Below are 19,592 nucleotides of genomic sequence, written 5' to 3'. Positions count from 1 at the left end.
CCTGCCATTGCGCATGCGCCGCCAGCGGCATGCTGCAGCTGCCGCCCAGTGCACGCGAGACCGCGCGCTCCGCATGCACCGCCAGCCAGCTCGGCTCGTGCGTCAGCGCCCGCAGGGCGGCCCACAGCGCCGGATGGCGCTCGGGCGCATCGGCCCGCAGCTCGATGCCGAGCGCCCCCTGGCCCGCGGCGGGGATCATCGCGTCGGCCTCGAACACGCTGCGGATGCGCTCGGCCAGACCCAGGCGCTTCAGGCCGACAGCAGCCAGCACGATGGCGTCGTACTGGCCTTCGTCGAGCTTGCGCAGGCGGGTGTCGAGGTTGCCGCGCAGCGGCTCGATGCGCAGGTCGGGCCGGCGGGCGCGCAACTGGCTCAACCGCCGCAGGCTCGAGGTGCCGACCACCGCGCCGGACGGCAGCGCGGCCAGGTCGGCGTAGCGTGGGGAGACCCAGGCGTCACGCGGGTCCTCGCGCTCCAGCACCGCGGCGAGCACGAAACCGACGGGCAGGTCCATCGGCACATCCTTCAGCGAATGCACCGCGAGGTGGGCGTCACCGGCCTCCAGCGCGGTCTCGAGCTCCTTGACGAACAGGCCCTTGCCACCGACCTTGCTGAGCGTGCGGTCCAGGATCTGGTCGCCGCGCGTCGTCATCCCCAGCAGCTCGACCGGCGCATCCAGGCGCGCGCCGAGCAGTGCGCGCACATGCTCGGCCTGCCACAGCGCCAACCGGCTCTCGCGGGTCGCGATGACCCAGGCTTGTGTGCTCGCTTCCATGCGGGAATGCTAGCAGCGCCTCGGGCCGCACCGAAGCCGCTGGCATGAGCGCTGCTAGCATCCTTGCGCCTTCGGGCCAGCCCCTTCCACTCGACCCTCCTTCCGCCCATGGCCACCGCCAAGACCCCCCGCAGCGCCGACCGCGGCGCCGACAAGAACCGCCCGCTGATCGAGGACATCCGCCTGCTCGGCCGCATCCTGGGCGACGTGATCCGTGAGCAGGAGGGCGCACCGGCCTTCGAGCTGATCGAGCGCATCCGCCAGCTCGCCGTGGCCTACCGGCTCAAGCGCGACACCCAGGCCGGCCGCGCGCTGGACCGATTGCTGAAGAACCTGTCGGTCGAGCAGGCGGTGTCGGTGGTGCGCGCCTTCAGCTACTTCTCCCATCTCGCCAACCTGGCCGAGGACCGCCATCACGTGCGGCGCCGCGAGCACCACGAGCAGCTCGGCCACGTGCAGGAGGGCTCGCTGGCGATGAGCTTCGAGCGGCTCGCCAAGCGCGGCGTGCGCGCCACCGAGATCGCCGATCTGCTGGGCCACGCCTACCTGTCGCCGGTGCTCACCGCCCACCCGACCGAAGTGCAGCGCAAGAGCGTGCTCGACGCCGAGCGCGCGGTGGCCGAGCTGATCGGCGCGCGCGACACGCTGCCGACGCAGCGTGAGCGCGCCGCCAACGAGGCGATGCTGCGCGCCCGCGTCACACAGCTGTGGCAGACGCGGCTGCTGCGCACCTCCAAGCTCAGCGTCGCCAACGAGATCGACAACGCGCTGTCGTACTACCAGAGCACCTTCCTGCGCCAGATCCCCAAGCTCTATGCCGAGTTGGAGGCGCTGCTGCCGGGCTTCGAGGTCGCACCGTTCTTCCGCATGGGCAACTGGATCGGCGGCGACCGCGACGGCAACCCCAACGTCACGGCCGAGACGCTGCGCCTCGCGCTGGCACGCCACAGCGAGACGGTGCTGCGCTTCTACCTGACCGAGGTGCACGAACTCGGCGCCGAGCTGTCGATCTCGGCGCTGCTGGTGCAGGTCACGCCGGAGCTGCAAGCGCTGGCCGACCGCTCCGGCGATCACAACGCGCACCGGCTCGACGAGCCCTACCGCCGCGCGCTGATCGGCGTGTACGCGCGCCTCGCCGGCACATTGACGGCGCTGACCGGCACCGAGGCGCTGCGCCACGCGGTCGCGCCGTCCACGCCCTACGCCACCGCCGAGGAGCTGCTGGCCGACCTGCGCACCGTCGAGGCCTCACTCGCCTCGCACCACGCGCGGCGCTCGCGGCGGCGCGCCTCAAGCCGCTGATCCGCGCCGTGCAGGTGTTCGGCTTCCACCTCGCCACCGTCGACCTGCGCCAGAGCTCCGACCAGCACGAGGCGGTGCTCGCCGAGCTGATGGCCGGCGCCCGCATCGAGGCCGACTACGCAGCGATGCCCGAGGAGGCCAAGGTCGCGCTGCTGCTGGGCCTGCTCAACGACGCGCGCAGCCTGCAGGTGCGCGGCGCCGTCTACAGCGAGCGCACGCGCGGCGAGCTGGCGATCTTCGAGGCCGCGCGCGAGGGCCGGGCCCTCTATGGCCACGCCGCGATCCGCCACTGCATCATCTCCCACACCGAGACGGTGAGCGACCTGCTGGAAGTGCTGGTGCTGCAGAAGGAAGCCGGCCTGCTGCAGGGCACGCTCGACACCGACGCGCGCTGCGACCTGATCGTCGTGCCGCTGTTCGAGACCATCACCGACCTGCGCCAGGCCGCGACCATCATGCGCGAGTTCTACGCGCTGCCGGGCGTGCTGCCGCTGGTGCTGCGCAGCGGCGCCGACCAGTACTGCGAGCAGGACGTGATGCTCGGCTACTCCGACAGCAACAAGGACGGCGGCTTCTTCACCAGCAACTGGGAGCTCTACCGGGCCGAGACCGCGCTGGTCGAGCTGTTCGAGCCGCTCAAGCGCGAGCACGGCCTCACGCTGCGCCTGTTCCACGGCCGCGGCGGCACCGTGGGCCGCGGCGGCGGCCCGAGCTACCAGGCCATCCTGGCGCAGCCTCCGGGTACCGTGAACGGCCAGATCCGCCTCACCGAGCAGGGCGAGGTGATCGCGTCGAAGTACGCCAACCCCGAGATCGGCTGGCGCAACCTCGAAACCCTGGTGGCGGCGACGCTGGAGGCCACGCTGCTGCCGCCGAAGCGCCACGCGCCGAAGCTGTTCCTCGACACCGCCGACACGCTGTCGCAGCTCAGCATGGCGGCCTACCGTCGGCTGGTCTACGAGACCCCGGGCTTCGCCGACTACTTCTTCGCCGCTACGCCGATCCGCGAGATCGCCGAGCTCAACATCGGCTCGCGGCCGGCCTCGCGCAAGGCCACGCGCGCCATCGAGGACCTGCGCGCCATCCCCTGGGGCTTCAGCTGGGGCCAATGCCGCGTGGCGCTGCCGGGCTGGTACGGCTTCGGCTCGGCCGTCGAGGGCTTCCTGGGGACGCGCCCAAGCTGCGCAAGGAGCGCCTCGCGCTGCTGCAGCGCATGCATGCGCAGTGGCCGTTCTTCGGCACGCTGCTGTCCAACATCGACATGGTGCTGGCCAAGAGCGACCTGGCGATCGCGACGCGCTACGTGGAGCTGGTGCCGGACAAGCGCGCCGCGAAGAAGATCTTCGCGGCCATCCAGGCCGAATGGCAGCGCACCGATGCCGTGCTGGCCGCCATCACCGGCGAGCCGCGCCGGCTGGCCGGCAATGCGGCGCTGGCGCGCTCGATCGAGCACCGCCTGCCCTACATCGATCCGCTGAACCACCTGCAGGTCGAGCTGATGCGCCGCTACCGCGCCCAGCAGGGGCGCGGCGAGCTGCACGAGCGCGTGCAGCGCGGCATCCACATGTCGATCAACGGCGTGGCGGCCGGGCTGCGCAACTCCGGCTGAGCGCGGGGCTCAGCGCGCCGGCTCGGCCGATCCGGCCGGGGACGGCGCGGCGGCCGCCTCGTGCGCGTGCTCTGGGTGCGCTTCGCCGCTGGCGTGATGGTGCTCGTCCGTCAGCGCGGACATCAGCGCCATCGCGCCCAGGCCGGCGGCCAGCCAGGCGAGCTGGGTCAGCGTCTCGCGCCAGGCCAGCCGGCGCTGCAGTTGCGGGATCAGGTCGGCCACTGCAACGTAGATGAAGCTGCTGGAGGCGATCACCAGCAGGTAGGGTACCCAGGGATCGAAGGGCTGGATCACGAAGTAGCCCAGCACACCGCCGACCACTGCCGCGAGCCCGGAGATCGCGTTGTAGACCAGCGCGCGGGCGCGCGAGAAGCCGGCGTTGAGCAGCACCATGTAGTCGCCCACCTCCTGCGGGATCTCGTGGGCGATCACCGCCACCGCGGTGGCCACGCCCAGGTGCGGGTCGGCGAGGAAGGCGGTGGCGATCAGCACGCCGTCGCAGAAGTTGTGGATGCTGTCACCGAGCAGCACGCTCCAGCCGCCGCGGCCGGCCTGCTCGGCATCGAAGTGGTGGTGGTGGTGGTGGCCATCGCCCTCGTGGTGGTGGCTGTGGCGGTAGAGCTCCACCTTCTCGAGCAGGAAGAAGAACAGCAGGCCGCCGAGCAGCGTGGCGAACAGCGCCTGCGGCGAGCCACCGGTCTCGAAGGCCTCGGGCAGCAGCTTGAGCAGCGCGGTGCCGAGCAGCACGCCGGCCGACAGGCTGACCAGGTGGCGCACGATCAGCGACAGCACCGAGACCGTCAGGCCGGCCGCGATCACGACCGACAGCACGCCGCCGGCGAAGGTGGCCAGCACGATCCACAACAGGGTCATCGACATGTTCTTCTTTCTTCTCTCACTCTCGCTCGCTCGCTGCTCGGTCCGCTAGTGTGCGTCGTCGGGCAAAACAAAGCCGCGCCCGAAGGCGCGGCTCGCTCTGGGGGCCGGCGGCCGGATCAGGCCACGCCGTTCGCCCTGAACCAGGCCAGGCAGCGCTTCCAACCGTCGTCGGCCGCCTCCTTGCGGTAGCTCGGCCGGTAGTCGGCATGGAAGGCATGCGGCGCGTCGGGGTAGACGACGAACATCGACTGCTTCGCCGCGGCGTTCCCGGCCGCCAGAGCAGTTTTCATCTTATCAACGGTGTCAAGCGGGATGCCGCCGTCCTTCTCGCCGTAGAGGCCGAGCACCGGGCCATTCAGGCTGCCGGCGACGTCGACCGGGTGCTTCGGCGCGAGCGGCGTGGCCTCGCCGACCAGGCGGCCGTACCAGGCCACGCCGGCCTTCACCTGCGGGTTGTGCGCGGTGTAGAGCCAGGTGATGCGCCCGCCCCAGCAGAAGCCGGTGACGCCGAGCCTGGCGCGGTTGCCGCCATTCGCGGCCGCCCACGCGACGGTGGCGTCGAGGTCCTGCATCGTCTCGGCGTCGCCCTTCTTCGACACCACCTCGGCGATCAGCTTCGGGATGTCGCTGTAGGCCTTGGCGTCGCCCTGGCGCACGAACATCTCGGGCGCGATCGCGAGGTAGCCTTGCTTCGCGAAGCGCCGCGCGATGTCGGCGATGTGCTCGTGCACGCCGAAGATCTCGCTGATCACCAGCACGATGGGCAGGTCGCCCTTGCCGGCCGGCGCGGCGCGGTAGGCCGGCAGCGCGAAGCCACCGACCGGGATGCTCACCGGTCCGGCCGTCAATCCGGCCGTGTCGGTGGCGACGGTCTGCGCGGACACCGGCAGCACCGCCGCGGCGAAGCCGGAACCGAGCGAGGTGGCGACGAAATCGCGCCGGCTGAAATCACGCGTCGGGGTCAGGCTGTCGAGATCCTGCTTCAGCATCGTTCGCTCCAGTGTCGGGGTGCGGCGGATTCTAGGAAGAGGCTGCCGGCCCTGCCGTGGTGAGGGTGGCGTCACCGAATGCAGGGACAATCCCGACCATGCCGACGACCGCCCTGCCCGAGTTCCCCCGAAGCCGCCCCGCTGGCTGCCATCGACATCGGCTCCAACAGCTTCCGCCTCGAGATCGGTCAGCTGATCCGGGGCCGCTACAAGCGGATCGACTACCTGAAGGAGACCGTGCGCCTCGGTGGCGGGCTCGACGCCGACGGCCGCCTGAACGAGGAGGCCCAGCTGCGTGGGCTTGCCTGCCTGGCGCGCTTCGCACTGCGGCTGCGCGGCTTCGCGCCGGCCCAGGTGCGTGCCGTGGCAACCCAGACGCTGCGCGAGGCCAGGAACCGCGACGCCTTCCTGGCGCGAGCGCGCACCGTGCTCGGCCACCCGATCGAGGTCATCTCGGGCCGCGAGGAAGCGCGCCTGATCTTCGCCGGCGTGGCGCGCCTGCAACCGAGCGAGCGGCCGCGCATCGTGATCGACATCGGCGGCCGCTCCACCGAGATGATCCTCGGCCAGGGCCGCACGCCGCGCCAGGCCGAGAGCTTCCAGGTCGGCAGCGTGAGCCTGTCGATGCGCTACTTCCCCGACGGCCGCTTCACGGCCGACGCCTTCCGCGCCGCGCAGGTGGCGGCCGGCGCCGAGCTCGAGGAGGCGCTGCAGCCCTTCGCACCGGGACAGTGGATCGAGGCGCTGGGCTCCTCGGGCACGGTGGGTGCGGTGTCGCAGCTGCTGGCGGCCAACGGCATCAGCGACGGCGTCATCACCCGGTGGGCCTGCGCTGGTGCATCGAGACCTGCCTCGCCGCCGGTCACCAGGATGCGCTGGACCTGCCGGGGCTCAAGCCCGAACGCCGCGCGGTGCTGGGCGGCGGCCTGTCGATCCTCTACACGCTGGCGCTGCAGTTCGGCATCGACGCGCTGCAGCCTGCACGCGGCGCCCTGCGCCAGGGCGTGCTGTTCGACCTGGCCGAGCGCCTGGAGGCGGCGCAGGCCCCGGCCCGCCACGCGCACCGGCAGGACATGCGCGACACCTCGGTGCACGAGCTGCAGCGCCGCTTCGGCAGCGACCTGTCCCAGGCCGCGCGCGTGCAGCGCCTGGCCGGTTCGCTGTACCGGAGCACCTCGACGCCGCGCAACGGCCACACCGAGGCTGCGCGCGAGCTGGCCTGGGCCGCAGCGCTGCACGAGATCGGCATGTCGGTGTCGCACCACGACCACCACCGCCACAGCGCCTACCTGCTGGCGCACGTGGACGCGCCGGGCTTCTCGCAGAGCCAGCAGCGGCGCGTGGCGGAGCTGGTGCTCGGCCACCGCGGCAGCCTGCGCAAGCTCGATTCCACGCTGGATCAGGAGGCCACGCTGTGGCCGGTGCTCAGCCTCCGCCTCGCAGCGCTGTTGTGCCATGCCCGCAACGACGTGCCGGAGCGGGTGGTGGCGTTGCGGCGCACCGACGACGGCGCGCTGCTCCGCATCGACCGCGCCTGGGCCGACGGCCATCCCCGCACGATGCACCTGCTGGGCGAGGAGGTGCGTGCCTGGGAACGGGCCGGCCGCCTGAAGCTGGCGGTCCGCACGGGCGGCTGAGCACCGCCGCTCCCGTTCAGAGCAGGTCGGGCCCCTGCACCGCCTGCAGCACGACCTGCACCACGCCTTCGCGCTCTCGGTGCCGCAGCCACCAGACGGCGCCCTTGCGGATCGACCAGTAGCGCTCGGCTTCGGCCAGCAGCCGCGCCGCCACGAAGCCCAGCGTGGGCTGGTGGCCGATCACCAGCACCGGCTCGTTCGAGTCCGGCCAGCGTGCCGCGGCCAGCAGGTCGTCGGGAGTGCCCTCGGGGGCGAGCGCCGCCACGGTCCTGAAGCTGCGGTCGAGCGCGCGCGCCGTCTGCTGGGCCCGCAAGGCCGGGCTGACGAGCACGCGCGTCGATTCGGCCAGGCGCTGGTTCAGCCACTCGGCCATGCGCTGCGCCTGCCGTTCGCCCTTGGCGGTGAGCGCCCGCTGGGTATCGGCCTGCCCCTCGCGCAGCAGGTGCGCTTCGGCGTGACGCCAGAGGATCAGGTCCATGCCGCGTCCGGAGGCCCGCTCAGGCCGGGTGGTAGCGCGTCATCAGCGCCTGCTGGGCGCTGGGGCCGTCGGCGCCGATGCGCTCGTAGCGACCGTCGGCGAGCTGGCGCCAGGCATCGCGGCGGTCGTGCAGGTAGGGCAGCAGGCACTCGTCGATCACGCGCTGCCGGTCGCGCACATCGCGCACCGGCCAGGCCACCTCGATGCGGCGCAGCATGTTGCGCGTCATCCAGTCGGCGCTCGACAGGTAGAGCACCTCGTCGTCGTCGGTCGGCCCCCAACGGAAGTACAGGATGCGGGTGTGCTCGAGGAAGCGCCCCACCACCGAACGCACGCGCACACGCTCGGTGACCCCCGGCAGGCCCGGCGGCAGCATGCAGGCCCCGCGCACGACGAGGTCGATCTCGACGCCGGCCTGCGAGGCCTCGGCCAACGCCAGCATCAGCGGCTCGTCGGTCAGCGAGTTGATCTTCACGACGATGCGCGCGGCCTGGCCGCTGCGCGCTGCCTCGGTGCAGCGCTGGATGAATCGCAGCATCTGACGGTGCAGGCTGCTCGGCGCGAGCAGCAGCTGCTTCGGCGCCTTGCCGCGCGTCAGGCTCGCGAGCTGCTGGAACACCAGGTCGATGTCGGCGGTCAGGCCGCCGTCGGCCGTCAGGCAGCCGATGTCGGTGTAGAGGCGTGCCGTCCTGGGGTTGTAGTTGCCGGTCGACAGGTGGCCGTAGCGCCGCAGCAGCGGGCCGCGAGCACCCGCCTCGCGGCGTGTGATCAGCAGCAGCTTGGCATGCGTCTTCAGGCCGACGATGCCGTACACCACCTGCGCACCGACCGCCTCCAGGCGCTCGGCCCAGTTGATGTTGGCCTCTTCGTCGAAGCGTGCCTTCAGCTCCACGACCGCCATCACCTCCTTGCCGCGCCGCGCCGCCTCGAGCAGCAGGTCCATCAGGACCGACTGCGCGCCGGTACGGTAGATGGTCTGCTTGATCGCCAGCACGTCGGGGTCGTGCACCGCCTCGCGCAGCAGTTGCACCACCGGCTCGAAGCTTTCGAACGGGTGGTGCATCAGCACGTCACCCTGGCGCAGGCGCTCGAACATCGAGCCCTGGGCCCCCTCGCCGCGCGGCAGGCCCTTCGGCCAGGCCCATTCGTAGGGAGGGAAGCGCAGCGCGTCGGCTTCGGCCTGGTCGATCAGCTGGTTCAGCCGCACCAGGTTCACCGGCCCGTTCACGTGGTACAGCGCTGCATCGGGCAGGCCAAACTGCTGAAGCAGGAACTCGCTCAACTCCTCCGGACAGGTGGCCACCACCTCGAGCCGGATCGCCTGACCGAAGTGGCGCGTCGACAGCGAGGAGCGCAGCGCCTGGCGCAGGTTGGTCACGTCGTCGTCGACGTCGAGGTCGGAATCGCGCGTCACGCGGAACTGCGAGAAGGCCTCGACGGTGCGGCCGGGGAACAATTCCTCGAGGTGGGCGCGGATCACGCTGGACAGCAGCACGAAGGCCTGCCGCCCGGGCGCCAGCGGCTCCGGGAGGCGGATCACGCGCGGCAGCACGCGCGGTACCTTCACGATGGCGATCGAGTTGTCGCGCCCGAAGGCGTCGCGCCCGCCGAGCTTGACGATGAAGTTGAGCGACTTGTTCGCCACCTGCGGGAAGGGGTGGGCCGGGTCCAGGCCGACCGGGACCAGCAGCGGCCGCACCTGACGCTGGAAGAAGCCGTCGACCCACTGGCGCTGCGCGGCGTCGCGCTCGGCGTGGTTGAGCACCACGATGCCTTCGCGCTGCAGGGCCGGCATCACCACCTCGTTGAAGGCAGCGTACTGCGCATCGATCAGCGCATGGGCCGCAGCGGCCACCTCCGCCATCTCGCGCGAGGTGATGCCCGAACCGGGCAGCCGGGACGCCTCCAGGTAGTCGGCGAAGCGCACCTCGAAGAACTCGTCCATGTTGGACGAGACGATGCACACATAGCGCAGCCGCTCCAGCAACGGCACGTCCTCGCGCAGGGCCTGGGCCAGCACGCGGCGGTTGAATTCGAGGATAGCCTGCTCGCGGTTGAGCCAGGCCAGGGCATTCGGATCGGCAGGCTCGTCGGCAGGCTCGTCGGCAGGCTCGTCGGCAGGCTCGTCGGCAGGCTTCGGGAGGGCGCTCATCCTAGGAGTCTATGAAAGTCGTGCGACAACTTCATGACAAGCGGCCCCAAGAAAAAAGGGGCTGCGGATGCAGCCCCTCGTCAGAACCCCGATCCATCGGGGTGCTCGATGCCTCGATCAGAAGTCGTGCTTGATGCCGAAGCCGACGATCGATGACTTCTCACCCGCTTCCGTCGCGCCCAGCGTCACCTGCGTGCGGATGGACGCATTGGCGCTGGCATCGACGTAGGCAAACTGCCCGTACAGCGTGGTGCGCTTGGACAGGGCGTAGTCGTTGCTCAGGACCAGCGTCTTGGTGTTGTCGTCGGCAGCGACCTTTTCCTTGCCGTAGTAGTAGGCGACCGTGGCGGTGTTCTGCGGATTCCAGCGGAAGTCCGCGCCGATGCCGAAGTTGTTGGTCTTGCCGACCTCGTCGCCGACAGCGTCGTCCTGGGTCCCACGGTGGTACAGCGCCTTGATGGTGATATCGCCCAGCGGCACGGCCACGCCCACGCCGTAGCGCTTGGTCTCGGCCTGAGTGCCCGCGCCGATGCCACGGATGGCCTGGTACGAACCCGACAGCACGACCGGGCCGCTGTAGCTCACGCCCAGCGAAATCGTGCGGCCTTCCGAGAAGGCGCCGGCTTGCTCGCCGAAGCCGTACAGCACGCCGAGGCTCACGGGGCCGAATGCACCGCTGTATGAGATCGAGTTGCTGGTGAAGATGCCACCGAAGTTGTTGCCACCCAGGTCGTTGCCGGCCGGCAGCTGGACCGCCGCGTAGCTCAGCAGGCCCGACAGCGATTCCTTGTAGCCGCGCGGCTCGGTGCCCAGCTCGGCGATCAGCGCCGGGCTGTACTGGCGACCGGCCAGGACCGTGCCCCAGCCGCCCGAAAGGCCGACGTTGGCTTGACGGCCGAAGATGCCGTTGATGGTGGTGCCGCCACCGAAGCGGCTACCGCCGGTGCCGGAGTCGAAGTCGCTTTCGAGGTTGAACACGGCCTTCAGTCCACCGCCGAGGTCTTCGCTGCCCTTGAAGCCCCAGATGCTCGGCAGGATGCCGCCGTTGTGCAGCTCGGACAGCGAATCGCCCGAACCAGCGACCTTGCTGGTGTACTGGAAGCCGGAGTCGATGCGGCCGAAGATCGTCACGGTCTGGGCGCTGGCCACGCCGGCCGTCGCCAGCACGGCGCCAGCGATGAGCGAGCGTTTGACAAGGGTGTGAGCCATCGTCTTTTTCGTCATGGTGTCTCCTCGTTATGGGAAGGTCTTGGATCAGTTTCGACATGTCGCGGCCAAAACCGCAGGTGTTAGCGCGCAATCGCTATGCCAGTTGCTCAATCCGCGCCGAAGAGGCCCGTCTGCGCCGCAATGGCGCAGACGAAGGGGCGAATGAGCAGCCCGAACCCAGGAAACAAGGGATAACACCAAGGGGGGTCGCAAGCATGTGTTCCCACGGCCCATGACACATTTCCGTTCCACCTGTCACACAGTGATCGGCGGGTGGAACAACCGTTCAGCGCGCCTCGGCCGCGGCGGCAGAGCGTGATGCGCGGCCCACCGCAGCGCTCCGCAAGCGCCGTGACAGCCGGCCCGGGTAGCCTTCGGTCGCTTCGATGGCTTCCCCTATGATCTGCCCGGTTCCGGCCACGCCGGGGCGGCGGCGGGAGCCGCGGGCGTGCTGTCACCCGCCTGATTCGCCACGGGAACTGCAACAACAAGATCGGAGCGTCCGTTGAAACTCGAGACCCAAGGCCGCATCGGCCGTGCCCTTGTCGCGTTCAGCCTGCTCGGCAGCGTCGCGACGGCCACCTTCGCGGCCGACGAAGACTGGCGGCTGCGCGTCGGCCCCGGCCGCATCGCCTTCCACGAGCAGATCACCCTCAGCATCGGCGGCGCGCCGGTCCCCGGCGCCGGTGCCAAGCTGTCGGACGACACGACGCTGCTGGCCGAGATCGGCTACCGCTTCACGCCCGAATGGTCGGCCGGCCTGACCGTCGGCATCCCGCCCACCACGGACATCGACGGCACCGGCAGCGCCGCGGCCTTCGGGCGGCTGGGGGAGATGAAGTACGGGCCGCTGGCGCTGACCGGGCAGTACCAGTTCAACGCCGGCGGCAGGCTGCAGCCCTATCTCGGCGCGGGCGCGGTGTACTACCTGGTGATGGACGAGAAGGACGGTGCGGTCGCCGGCCTCACGGTCGACAACGCCTGGGGTTCGGTGCTGCAGGCCGGCGTGGACTACAAGCTCTCACCGACGCTGGGCCTGTTCGTCGACGTGAAGAAGCTCTTCCTCAAGACCACCGCCAGCGGCAACCTGCCGGCGCTCGGCGGCGCCCCCGTCAAGGCCGACGCGAAGCTCGACCCGCTGGTGATCCAGGCCGGGCTGCTGCTGCAGTTCTGACGGCACCAGCAGGTCGATGAACTGGTCGCACACCGAAGACCAGTCGAACTGCTGGGCGCGTGCCCGAGCGCCCGCACGCGGCAGCTCCAGCGCGCGCAGCGCGGCGGTGCGCAGGTCCTCGTGCAGCACGCCGCCGCGCGAGTCGCCGACCACGTCGAGCGGGCCCGCGACCGGGTAGGCCGCCACCGGCGTGCCGCAGGCCATGGCCTCCAGCATCACAAGACCGAAGGTCTCGGAGCGACTCGGAAACACGACACGTCGGCCGCGCTGTAGATCGCCGGCAGCGCGCGGCGCGGCACGACGCCGCGCCAGTGCACCTGCGGGTACTGGCGCCGCAGGGTCGCCTCGACCGGCCCCACGCCGTAGACGAGCTTGCTGCCGGGCAGGTCGAGCCGCAGGAAGGCCTCGAGGTTCTTCTCGTACGACACCCGCCCGACATACAGGAAGATCGGCCGCGGCAGGTCGAACTCGCTGCCCGCCACCGGCGTGAAGAGGCGCAGGTCGACGCCGTGCGACCACGACTGCAGGTGGCGGAAGCCGCGCGCCGCGAGCTCCTGCCGCATGCCCTCGGAGGGCACCATCACGCCGCTGGAGGCGTCGTGGAAGCGGCGGAACCAGGCATAGCTCCAGCTCGAGGGCACCCGCAGCGCCTTGGCCAGGATGTCGGGGAAGCGGGTGTGGAAGGCCGTGGTGAAGGCCAGGCCGCGCCGCAGGCAGTGCCGGCGCGCCGCGCCGCCGAGCGGCCCTTCGGTGGCGATGTGGATCGCATCGGCGCCGGCCGCGTCGATGCGGCGCGCCACCTCGGCGCCGGGGCGCCACGCCAGCTCGATCTCGCGGTAGCCAGGGCAGGCGAAGCGGCGGAAGCCCGAGGGGTCGATCACCTCGACCTCGTGCCCGCGCTGGCGCAGGCCGTCCACCAGCTCGACCAGCGTCGTGACGACGCCGTTCACCTGCGGATGCCAGGCGTCGGTGACCAGCAGCAGCTTCATGCGGCGACCCCGCGGCCGGCGGCCGCGCCGACACCCAGCGGTGCCGTCGCGGCATCGCCGGCAGCCTGCGCACCCCATGCGGCACGGTCGCTCCAGTCCAGGATCTCCAGCCGGCCGTCGAGGTGTTCGACCAGCGCGGTGAGGCTCTCGACCCAGTCGCCGTCGTTGGCGTAGAGGATGCCGTCGATGTCGCGCAGCTCCGCGTGGTGGATGTGGCCGCAGACCACCCCCTGGACGCCGCGCCGGCGCGCCTCGCGCGCGACCGCCTGCTCGAAGTCGCCGATGAAGCTGACCGCACGCTTGACCTTGAGTTTCAGGTATTTCGACAGGCTCCAGTACGGCAGCCCGAGCCGGGCCCGCAGCGAGTTGAAGTGCCGGTTCAGCCGCAGCGTGAACTCGTAGGCCGAGTCGCCCACGTAGGCCAGCCACTTGGCGCACTGGATCACGCCATCGAAGTGGTCGCCGTGGGTGATCCACAGCTGCCGGCCGTCGACGGTGGCGTGCACGCAGTCGTCCACCACCTCGATGCCGCCGAAGCTGTGGCCGAGGTACTTGCGCGCGAACTCGTCGTGGTTGCCAGGCACGAACACCACGCGGGTGCCCTTGCGCGCCTTGCGCAGCAGCTTCTGCACCACGTCGTTGTGCGCCTGCGGCCAGTACCAGCTGCGCCGCAGCTGCCAGCCGTCGATGATGTCGCCGACGAGGTAGAGGTGGCGGCTGTCGACGGCCTTCAGGAAGTCGAGCAGTGCGGCGGCCTGGCAGCCCGGCGTGCCCAGGTGCACGTCGGAGATCCAGACGCTGCGGACCCGCAAACGCCCTTCCCCCTCGTCGTCCGACGGCGACAGCGGCGACGCGAGGGGCGCGAAGTGTGCGGTGCCCGACGGAGCCGCCGCTTGCGTGCCCACGGTTCGGAAGGAAAGAGACGCCCATCGCATGGACCGCCATGGTCACGCCGGCCGATGACGCGCCGGCGTCCGGCGCATGACGTTTCGATGACCGCAGCGCCGCCGACAGCCCTTCGGCGCGACAGGACTTTGGCAGGGGCGACGGCGGCGAGCGTTGTTATCGTTCCGGCATGCCGTTCCCTTCCCTGCCTGCGGTCTCCCCCACGCGCCGCATGACCGCGCTGCTGGCGCTGCTGATGCTGTCGTCGGCCTCACCCGCCGCACCCTATGCCTACATCACCAACCAGGGCGATCACAGCGTGTCGGTGATCGATCTGGCGAACGACCGCGTAACGGCGACCATCCCGGTGGCCCGCTCGCCGGCCGGCGTGGTGGCGGTCGGGCGGGTCGGCAAGGTGTTCGTCACCGCGCCGGACAGCAACGCCGTGTCGGTGATCGACATGCGAGCGCAGCGTGTGATCGACACGCTGCCGGCCGGCCAGGGCGCGGTCGGCATCGACGCCTCGGCCGACGGCCGGCGCGTCTATGTGGCCGACTGGTTCGGCCGGCATCTGCTGGGCTTCGACACCGCTACGCACCAGGAAACCCTGCGGGTGCCGCTGGGCCGCGCGCCGGCCGGCGTGGCGGTGGCGGCCGACGGCGCGACCGTCTATGTGGCCGAGCGCGACGACAACCTCGTGGCGCTGGTCGACGTGGCCAGCGCTTCGGTGCGGGCGCGCGTGCCGGTCGGCGAACATCCGTTCGCGCTGCTGCTCGACGGCCCGCGCCAGCGGCTCTACGCGCTGAACGTCTACAGCGACGACCTGACGGCCATCGACGTGCGCGATGTGGCAGCGCCGCGCGTGATCGGCCGCGTGAAGGTGGGCAAGGCGCCCTACGGCGCCGCGCTGGCCCAGGGCGGCCGGCGCCTGTACGTCACCAATCAGCGCGACGACACCGTGTCGGTGGTCGATCCCGACACACTCACGCTGGTACAGACCCTGACGGGCTTCGGCTACCCGGAAGGCGTAGCCTCCTCGGGCGACCACGTGCTGGTGGTGAACTGGATGGACGAGAATGTTTCGGTGCTCGACGCGGCCACCGGACAGCTCTTGCGCCGAGTGAACACCGGCAGCAACCCGCGCGGCTTCGGCGCCTTCGTCGGTGCACCGGTCGCACCCTGAATCGACGCACGGCTCTCGCCCTGCGCCTTGTGTTCCCCCAACAGACAGGAGACTTTCGATGTTTTCACGGTGGCTCGCCCTCGCGGCACTGACACTGGCGTCCGGCGTGGCGCTGGCCCACGGCCCGACGCGCCAGAAGGTGGTCGAGAAGATCACGATCGACGCGCCGGCCGACGCGGTGTGGGCACAGATCAAGGACTTCGACGCGCTCGCCAAGTGGCATCCCGCCGTGGCCGAGAGCCCGGCCGACAAGGGCAACACCGAAGGCTCGGTGCGCACCATCAAGATCAAGGGCGGCGGCAGCCTCGTCGAGTCGCTCGAGCGCTACAACGCGGAGGGCAAGAGCTACAGCTACCGCGCCAAGGACGGCGGCGCGCTGCCGGTCACCAACTACACCTCGACGATCACCGTCAGCGGTGACGGCACCAAGAGCACCGTCGAATGGCGCGGCGCCTTCTACCGCGGCTTCCCGAACAACGACCCGCCGCCGGACCAGAACGACGAAGCTGCCGTCAAGGCGGTGACCGGCGTCTACCAGTCCGGGCTTGCGAACCTGAAGAGCCTGGTCGAGAAAAAGTGAGTGCCCGAGCACCGGCTTGCACGCGGTTGCCTTCAAACGTACAAGATGGGCAGCGTCGGGCGCGCCATCAGGCCGGCGGGGCGCTCTGCTGCGCTCATGTCCCCCGCCGCCGGCCTTCGGCCGTCGCCTCCTCCTCTACTTCGCTCCGCAAAGCGCCCCACCGGCCTGATCCACGACCGTCATGGGTGTTCGACCGTTGCAACTCGCCGTTGTGTCTACCAAGGACGTCGGGTGGCCGACGAAGCGAAGTAGAGGAGGAGGCCAGGCGCAGCCTGGCCGGGGGACATGAGCGCAGTCGGCCGCCCGATGGCCTTGGCCGCCGCGCCGACGAACAACGCAATCCGTATCAGAACACCAGCAGGCTCAGCCCGTAGAACACTGCTGCGATCAGCGCCGAGGCCGGGATCGTGAAGATCCAGGCCCAGACGATGCGGCCTGCGATGCCCCAGCGCACCGCCGACAGGCGGTGCGTCGAGCCCACGCCGACGATCGCGCCGGTGATGGTGTGCGTGGTCGACACCGGGATGCCCATGCCGGTGGCAAGGAACAGCGTGATCGCCCCACCGGTCTCCGCGCAGAAGCCGCCCACCGGCTTGAGCTTGGTGATCTTCTGCCCCATGGTCTTGACGATGCGCCAGCCGCCGAACATGGTGCCGAGCGCGATCGCGATGTAGCAGGACCAGATCGCCCACCACGGCGGCGACGTGTCGCCGGCCGCCGCGTAGCCCGAGGCGATCAGCAGCATCCAGATGATGCCGATGGTCTTCTGCGCGTCGTTGCCGCCGTGGCCCAGGCTGTACATGCCGGCGGACACCAGCTGGGCGCGGCGGAACCAGCGATCGATGCGCAGCGGTGTCTTGCCGCGAAACAACCAGGCCACCAGCACCATCAGGCCCGAGCCGAGCACGAAACCGAGCAGCGGCGAGACGAGGATGAAGGCGACCGTCTTCATCACGCCGGCCAGCACCAGCGCGTCGGGCCCGGCCTTCGCGATCACGGCACCGACGATGCCGCCGATCAGCGCGTGCGAACTCGACGACGGGATGCCGTAGTACCAGGTGATCAGGTTCCAGGCGATCGCGCCGACCAGCGCGCCGAACACCACGTTCGGATCGACGATGCCGGGCTGCACGATGCCCTTGCCGACGGTCGCCGCCACCGACAGGTGGAACACGAAGATCGCGACGAAGTTGAAGAAGGCCGCGAACACCACCGCCTGCTGCGGCTTGAGCACGCCGGTCGACACGACGGTGGCGATCGAGTTCGCCGCGTCGTGGAAGCCGTTCATGAAGTCGAACGCGATCGCCAGCAGCACCAGCAATGCCACGACCCAGAAGCTGATTTGGACCGCCTCCACGGACGGTCTCAGGAGTTCTCGAGGACGATGCCCTCGATCAGATTGGCCACGTCCTCGCAGCGGTCGGTGATCGACTCGAGCATCTCGTAGATCGCCTTGAGCTTGATCAGCTCGCGCACGTCGGGCTCCTCGCGGAACAGCTTGCTCATGGCCGAGCGCATCACGCGGTCGGCATCGCTCTCGAGGTGGTCGATCTCCTCGCAGGTCTTCATCGCCGCCTCCACCGCGCTCGGCTCGCTGATGCGGGGCAGCAGGGCCACCACGTCGCGCACCCGCTCGCAGCAGCGGGCGCTGAGCTGACCCAGGCGCAGCGTCTCCTCGGTCATGCGGCGCACGTCGTAGAGGCTCATCGTCTCGGTCGTGTCCTGCAGCAGGTCGAGCACGTCGTCCATCGCGTTGATCAGGCCGTGGATCTGCTCGCGGTCGAGCGGCGTGATGAAGGTCTTGTGCAGCAGGCGGTTGACCTCGGCGGTCACCTTGTCGGCCTTCTTCTCGGCGGAGATCACGGCCTCGGCGTAGCGCTCGCGCTCGACGGCGTCGCCGTAGTGCTCGATCATGCCGATGAACGCGCGCGCGCCCTCGACGATGTGCTCGCCGTGCTGGTTGAACAGCTCGAAGAAATTGCCTTCACGCGGCAGCAGCTTGCCGAACAGCATGGACGCTCCAGATGCAGGTGCGGCGCCGAGGGCCGGCGCCGCGCGAGGCGGATTGTCACATTACTGTCACAGCTCGATCAGCCCCCCGGCGACGGTGTCGCCGATCTGTCCATCGGCACCTCGACCGGGCGGATCCGGCGGGTCGAAGAGCTCGAACGGGCCCTTGAAGCCATCGATGCGATCGAGCAGCCGCCGGAAGTCGGCCGGGTTCTCGCTGGGGTGGAAGACCTCGGTGTTGATCGCCAGCACCGGTGCGCCCCGGTGGTTGGCGAAGTAGCGCACGTAGCCGCGGCACAGCGAGCCGAGGTAGTCCTCGGTGATGTGGCGCTCCATCTCGATGCCGCGGCGGCGGATGCGCGCCATCAGCACGTCGGGCTCCGCCTGCAGCCAGATCACCAGGTCGGGCTGCGGCGCCTGCGCGCTGTGACGCTTGTAGATCTGGCGGTAGAGCGCGAGGTCCTCGTCGCCCAGCGTGAGCATCGCGAAGATCGCGTCCTTGGCGAACAGGAAGTCGCTCACCACGCCGTGGTCGAACATGCCGCCCTGCCCCAGTTCCTTCATCTGCTCGACGCGCTGGAACAGGAAGCTGAGCTGGGTCTGCAGCGCCAACGGGTTGCCGCGACCGCGGCCCTGCGGCGTCCCCATGTACTCGTAGAAGCGCGCGAGGTAGGGGTTCTCGGCCGGCTGCTCCAGCACCAGCCTCGCGCCCCAATGGGCCGCCAGCGTGCGGGCGAGCGTGGTCTTGCCGACGCCGATCGGCCCTTCCACCACCACGTGCGCGAAGCGCATCCCGACCGCAGCGCTCATGACGACCGGAACATGAAGTACACCGCACCCACCAGGCACAGGCCGGCCCACAGGTAGTCGAGCTTCAGCGGCTCGCGCAGGTAGAACACCGCGAACGGCACGAACACGCTCAGCGTCACCACCTCCTGGATGATCTTCAGCTGACCGACGCTGAACTGCTGCACGCCGATGCGGTTGGCCGGCACCATGAGCATGTACTCGAACAGGGCGATGCCCCAGCTCAACAGGGCCGCCACGTACCAGGCCGGTCGGCCAGGTTCTTCAGGTGGCCGTACCACGCGAAGGTCATGAAGACGTTGGACGCGGTGAGCAGCAGGATGGTCTGCAGCGGGATGGGCAAGGACAGGTTCATGCGCGGCTTTCAGTCGGAGGGGCAACGCTCGACGGTCTGGTCGGCGACACCCGGCAGCCAGTCCGCCACGGCGCCGCGGCCGGGCAGCGCCAGCGCCGGCGCGATCTCGGCCAGCGGGCGCAGCACGAAGGCGCGCTGGTGGAGGCGCGGATGCGGCAGCGTCAGCGTCGGCGTGTCGAGGCGCGTATCGCCGTGCAGCAGCAGGTCGAGGTCGAGCGTGCGCGGCGCGTTGCGATAGGGGCGCTCGCGGCCGTGCACCTGCTCGATGGCCTGCAGCGCGGACAGCAGCGCGTGGGGCTCGAGCGCGGTGTCCAGCGCCGCGACGGCGTTGAGATAGTCGGGACCGCTGGAATCGATCGGCGCGCTGCGGTACAGGGAAGAGACTGCCACCAACCGCGTGTCCGGCAGCGCTGCCAGGGCGTCGAGCGCGACCTGCAGCGTGAGCCGCGCATCGCCCAGGTTGGCGCCGAGACCGACGTAGGCCCGCCGCAGCACCGTCATGTTCAGGCGTCCCCGTCGCCCGCCGACGCGCCCACCGGCACCTCGCCAGCGCCGGCCGCACCGCCGGCCGGCTTGCGG

14 protein-coding genes and 5 pseudogenes are annotated in these 19,592 nt (G+C 70.2%); 5 read left to right on the top strand and 14 right to left on the bottom strand.

The annotated features are described in order from the left end of the window. A partial coding sequence (hemC, locus tag Y694_RS12860; RefSeq protein ID WP_036233054.1) for a hydroxymethylbilane synthase occupies window positions 1-775 on the bottom strand: 775 nt, incomplete at its 3' end. A 108-nt stretch (window positions 776-883) separates the two neighbouring features. On the opposite strand from hemC, the pseudogene ppc reads away from it, so the two are divergent. Next, window positions 884-3,686: pseudogene (gene ppc, locus Y694_RS12855) on the top strand (phosphoenolpyruvate carboxylase). A 9-nt stretch (window positions 3,687-3,695) separates the two neighbouring features. Here the strand turns inward: ppc and Y694_RS12850 are convergent. Then, window positions 3,696-4,559, bottom strand: coding sequence for a ZIP family metal transporter (locus tag Y694_RS12850; protein WP_051495754.1), 864 nt, complete (start codon window positions 4,557-4,559; stop codon window positions 3,696-3,698). Between the two features lie 122 nt (window positions 4,560-4,681). Then, a complete protein-coding gene (locus tag Y694_RS12845; protein ID WP_036233049.1) occupies window positions 4,682-5,554 on the bottom strand; it encodes a dienelactone hydrolase family protein in 873 nt (290 codons plus the stop codon). A 78-nt stretch (window positions 5,555-5,632) separates the two neighbouring features. Between Y694_RS12845 and Y694_RS12840 the strand changes: the two are divergent. Next, window positions 5,633-7,191: pseudogene (locus Y694_RS12840) on the top strand (HD domain-containing protein). 16 nt (window positions 7,192-7,207) lie between these two features. Here Y694_RS12840 and Y694_RS12835 read toward each other — a convergent pair. The 3 genes from Y694_RS12835 to Y694_RS12825 all read right to left on the bottom strand — a co-directional run bounded on the left by Y694_RS12835 (window position 7,208) and on the right by Y694_RS12825 (window position 11,045). Continuing rightward, entirely contained in the window at window positions 7,208-7,669 is a 462-nt protein-coding gene (locus tag Y694_RS12835) for a histidine phosphatase family protein (RefSeq protein ID WP_011830583.1), read from the bottom strand. A gap of 19 nt (window positions 7,670-7,688) precedes the next feature. Further along, on the bottom strand, window positions 7,689-9,821 hold the full coding sequence (gene ppk1 / locus Y694_RS12830; protein ID WP_036233047.1) for a polyphosphate kinase 1: 2,133 nt from the start codon (window positions 9,819-9,821) through the stop codon (window positions 7,689-7,691). Between the two features lie 117 nt (window positions 9,822-9,938). Then, a complete protein-coding gene (locus Y694_RS12825; RefSeq protein WP_051495753.1) occupies window positions 9,939-11,045 on the bottom strand; it encodes a porin in 1,107 nt (368 codons plus the stop codon). Window positions 11,046-11,535: 490 nt separating this feature from the next. On the opposite strand from Y694_RS12825, the gene Y694_RS25845 reads away from it, so the two are divergent. Next, on the top strand, window positions 11,536-12,204 hold the full coding sequence (locus Y694_RS25845; RefSeq protein ID WP_081782239.1) for an OmpW family protein: 669 nt from the start codon (window positions 11,536-11,538) through the stop codon (window positions 12,202-12,204). A 174-nt stretch (window positions 12,205-12,378) separates the two neighbouring features. Here the strand turns inward: Y694_RS25845 and Y694_RS27220 are convergent. The 3 genes and pseudogenes from Y694_RS27220 to Y694_RS12815 form a co-directional block, all read right to left on the bottom strand. Further along, window positions 12,379-12,723, bottom strand: a pseudogene (locus Y694_RS27220) (glycosyltransferase); the annotation flags it as partial. A 38-nt stretch (window positions 12,724-12,761) separates the two neighbouring features. After that, window positions 12,762-13,193, bottom strand: a pseudogene (locus tag Y694_RS27215) (glycosyltransferase); the annotation flags it as partial. Further along, entirely contained in the window at window positions 13,190-14,128 is a 939-nt protein-coding gene (locus Y694_RS12815) for a UDP-2,3-diacylglucosamine diphosphatase (protein WP_036233044.1), read from the bottom strand. The gene Y694_RS12815 and the pseudogene Y694_RS27215, both read right to left, overlap by 4 nt. 182 nt (window positions 14,129-14,310) lie before the next feature. Here Y694_RS12815 and Y694_RS12810 point away from each other — a divergent pair, with 182 nt between their 5' ends. Together Y694_RS12810 and Y694_RS12805 are read left to right on the top strand one after the other, a co-directional pair. Continuing rightward, the gene (locus Y694_RS12810; RefSeq protein WP_036233042.1) at window positions 14,311-15,261 is read left to right on the top strand and encodes a YncE family protein; all 951 of its coding nucleotides are present in this window, start codon (window positions 14,311-14,313) and stop codon (window positions 15,259-15,261) included. Between the two features lie 58 nt (window positions 15,262-15,319). Further along, a complete protein-coding gene (locus Y694_RS12805) occupies window positions 15,320-15,841 on the top strand; it encodes an SRPBCC family protein (RefSeq protein ID WP_036233039.1) in 522 nt (173 codons plus the stop codon). 346 nt (window positions 15,842-16,187) lie between these two features. Here Y694_RS12805 and Y694_RS12800 read toward each other — a convergent pair whose 3' ends face one another. From Y694_RS12800 to folK, 5 genes and pseudogenes are all read right to left on the bottom strand, one after another. Continuing rightward, the gene (locus Y694_RS12800) at window positions 16,188-17,198 is read right to left on the bottom strand and encodes an inorganic phosphate transporter (RefSeq protein ID WP_036233037.1); all 1,011 of its coding nucleotides are present in this window, start codon (window positions 17,196-17,198) and stop codon (window positions 16,188-16,190) included. 8 nt (window positions 17,199-17,206) lie between these two features. Further along, window positions 17,207-17,854, bottom strand: a complete 648-nt coding sequence (locus Y694_RS12795) for a DUF47 domain-containing protein (protein ID WP_011830592.1) — start codon at window positions 17,852-17,854, stop codon at window positions 17,207-17,209. A 66-nt stretch (window positions 17,855-17,920) separates the two neighbouring features. Beyond that, entirely contained in the window at window positions 17,921-18,661 is a 741-nt protein-coding gene (locus tag Y694_RS12790; RefSeq protein ID WP_231497669.1) for a deoxynucleoside kinase, read from the bottom strand. Continuing rightward, window positions 18,658-19,013: pseudogene (locus Y694_RS12785) on the bottom strand (DMT family protein). The gene Y694_RS12790 and the pseudogene Y694_RS12785 overlap by 4 nt, the downstream one beginning before the upstream one ends. A 9-nt stretch (window positions 19,014-19,022) precedes the next feature. Continuing rightward, window positions 19,023-19,514, bottom strand: a complete 492-nt coding sequence (gene folK, locus Y694_RS12780; RefSeq protein ID WP_036233033.1) for a 2-amino-4-hydroxy-6-hydroxymethyldihydropteridine diphosphokinase — start codon at window positions 19,512-19,514, stop codon at window positions 19,023-19,025. Between the last annotated feature and the right edge of the window lie 78 nt (window positions 19,515-19,592).

It is taken from the genome of Methylibium sp. T29-B (assembly GCF_000576225.1).
GTDB lineage: Bacteria > Pseudomonadota > Gammaproteobacteria > Burkholderiales > Burkholderiaceae_C > Methylibium > Methylibium petroleiphilum.
Note: the sequence above shows the minus strand (reverse complement) of the source record. Positions and strands in the feature narration are given on the sequence as shown.

Excerpts from the sequence above, each read along its gene's own strand:
- folK (WP_036233033.1), bottom strand. The coding sequence starts at position 19,514 with ATGACGGTGCTGCGGCGGGCCTACGTCGGTCTCGGCGCCAACCTGGGC.
- Y694_RS12845 (WP_036233049.1), bottom strand. The coding sequence starts at position 5,554 with ATGCTGAAGCAGGATCTCGACAGCCTGACCCCGACGCGTGATTTCAGC.
- Y694_RS12805 (WP_036233039.1), top strand. The coding sequence starts at position 15,320 with ATGTTTTCACGGTGGCTCGCCCTCGCGGCACTGACACTGGCGTCCGGC.
- Y694_RS12790 (WP_231497669.1), bottom strand. The coding sequence starts at position 18,661 with ATGAGCGCTGCGGTCGGGATGCGCTTCGCGCACGTGGTGGTGGAAGGG.
- Y694_RS12795 (WP_011830592.1), bottom strand. The coding sequence starts at position 17,854 with ATGCTGTTCGGCAAGCTGCTGCCGCGTGAAGGCAATTTCTTCGAGCTG.
- Y694_RS12810 (WP_036233042.1), top strand. The coding sequence starts at position 14,311 with ATGACCGCGCTGCTGGCGCTGCTGATGCTGTCGTCGGCCTCACCCGCC.
- Y694_RS12815 (WP_036233044.1), bottom strand. The coding sequence starts at position 14,128 with ATGCGATGGGCGTCTCTTTCCTTCCGAACCGTGGGCACGCAAGCGGCG.
- Y694_RS12825 (WP_051495753.1), bottom strand. The coding sequence starts at position 11,045 with ATGACGAAAAAGACGATGGCTCACACCCTTGTCAAACGCTCGCTCATC.
- ppk1 (WP_036233047.1), bottom strand. The coding sequence starts at position 9,821 with ATGAGCGCCCTCCCGAAGCCTGCCGACGAGCCTGCCGACGAGCCTGCC.
- Y694_RS12835 (WP_011830583.1), bottom strand. The coding sequence starts at position 7,669 with ATGGACCTGATCCTCTGGCGTCACGCCGAAGCGCACCTGCTGCGCGAG.
- Y694_RS12850 (WP_051495754.1), bottom strand. The coding sequence starts at position 4,559 with ATGACCCTGTTGTGGATCGTGCTGGCCACCTTCGCCGGCGGCGTGCTG.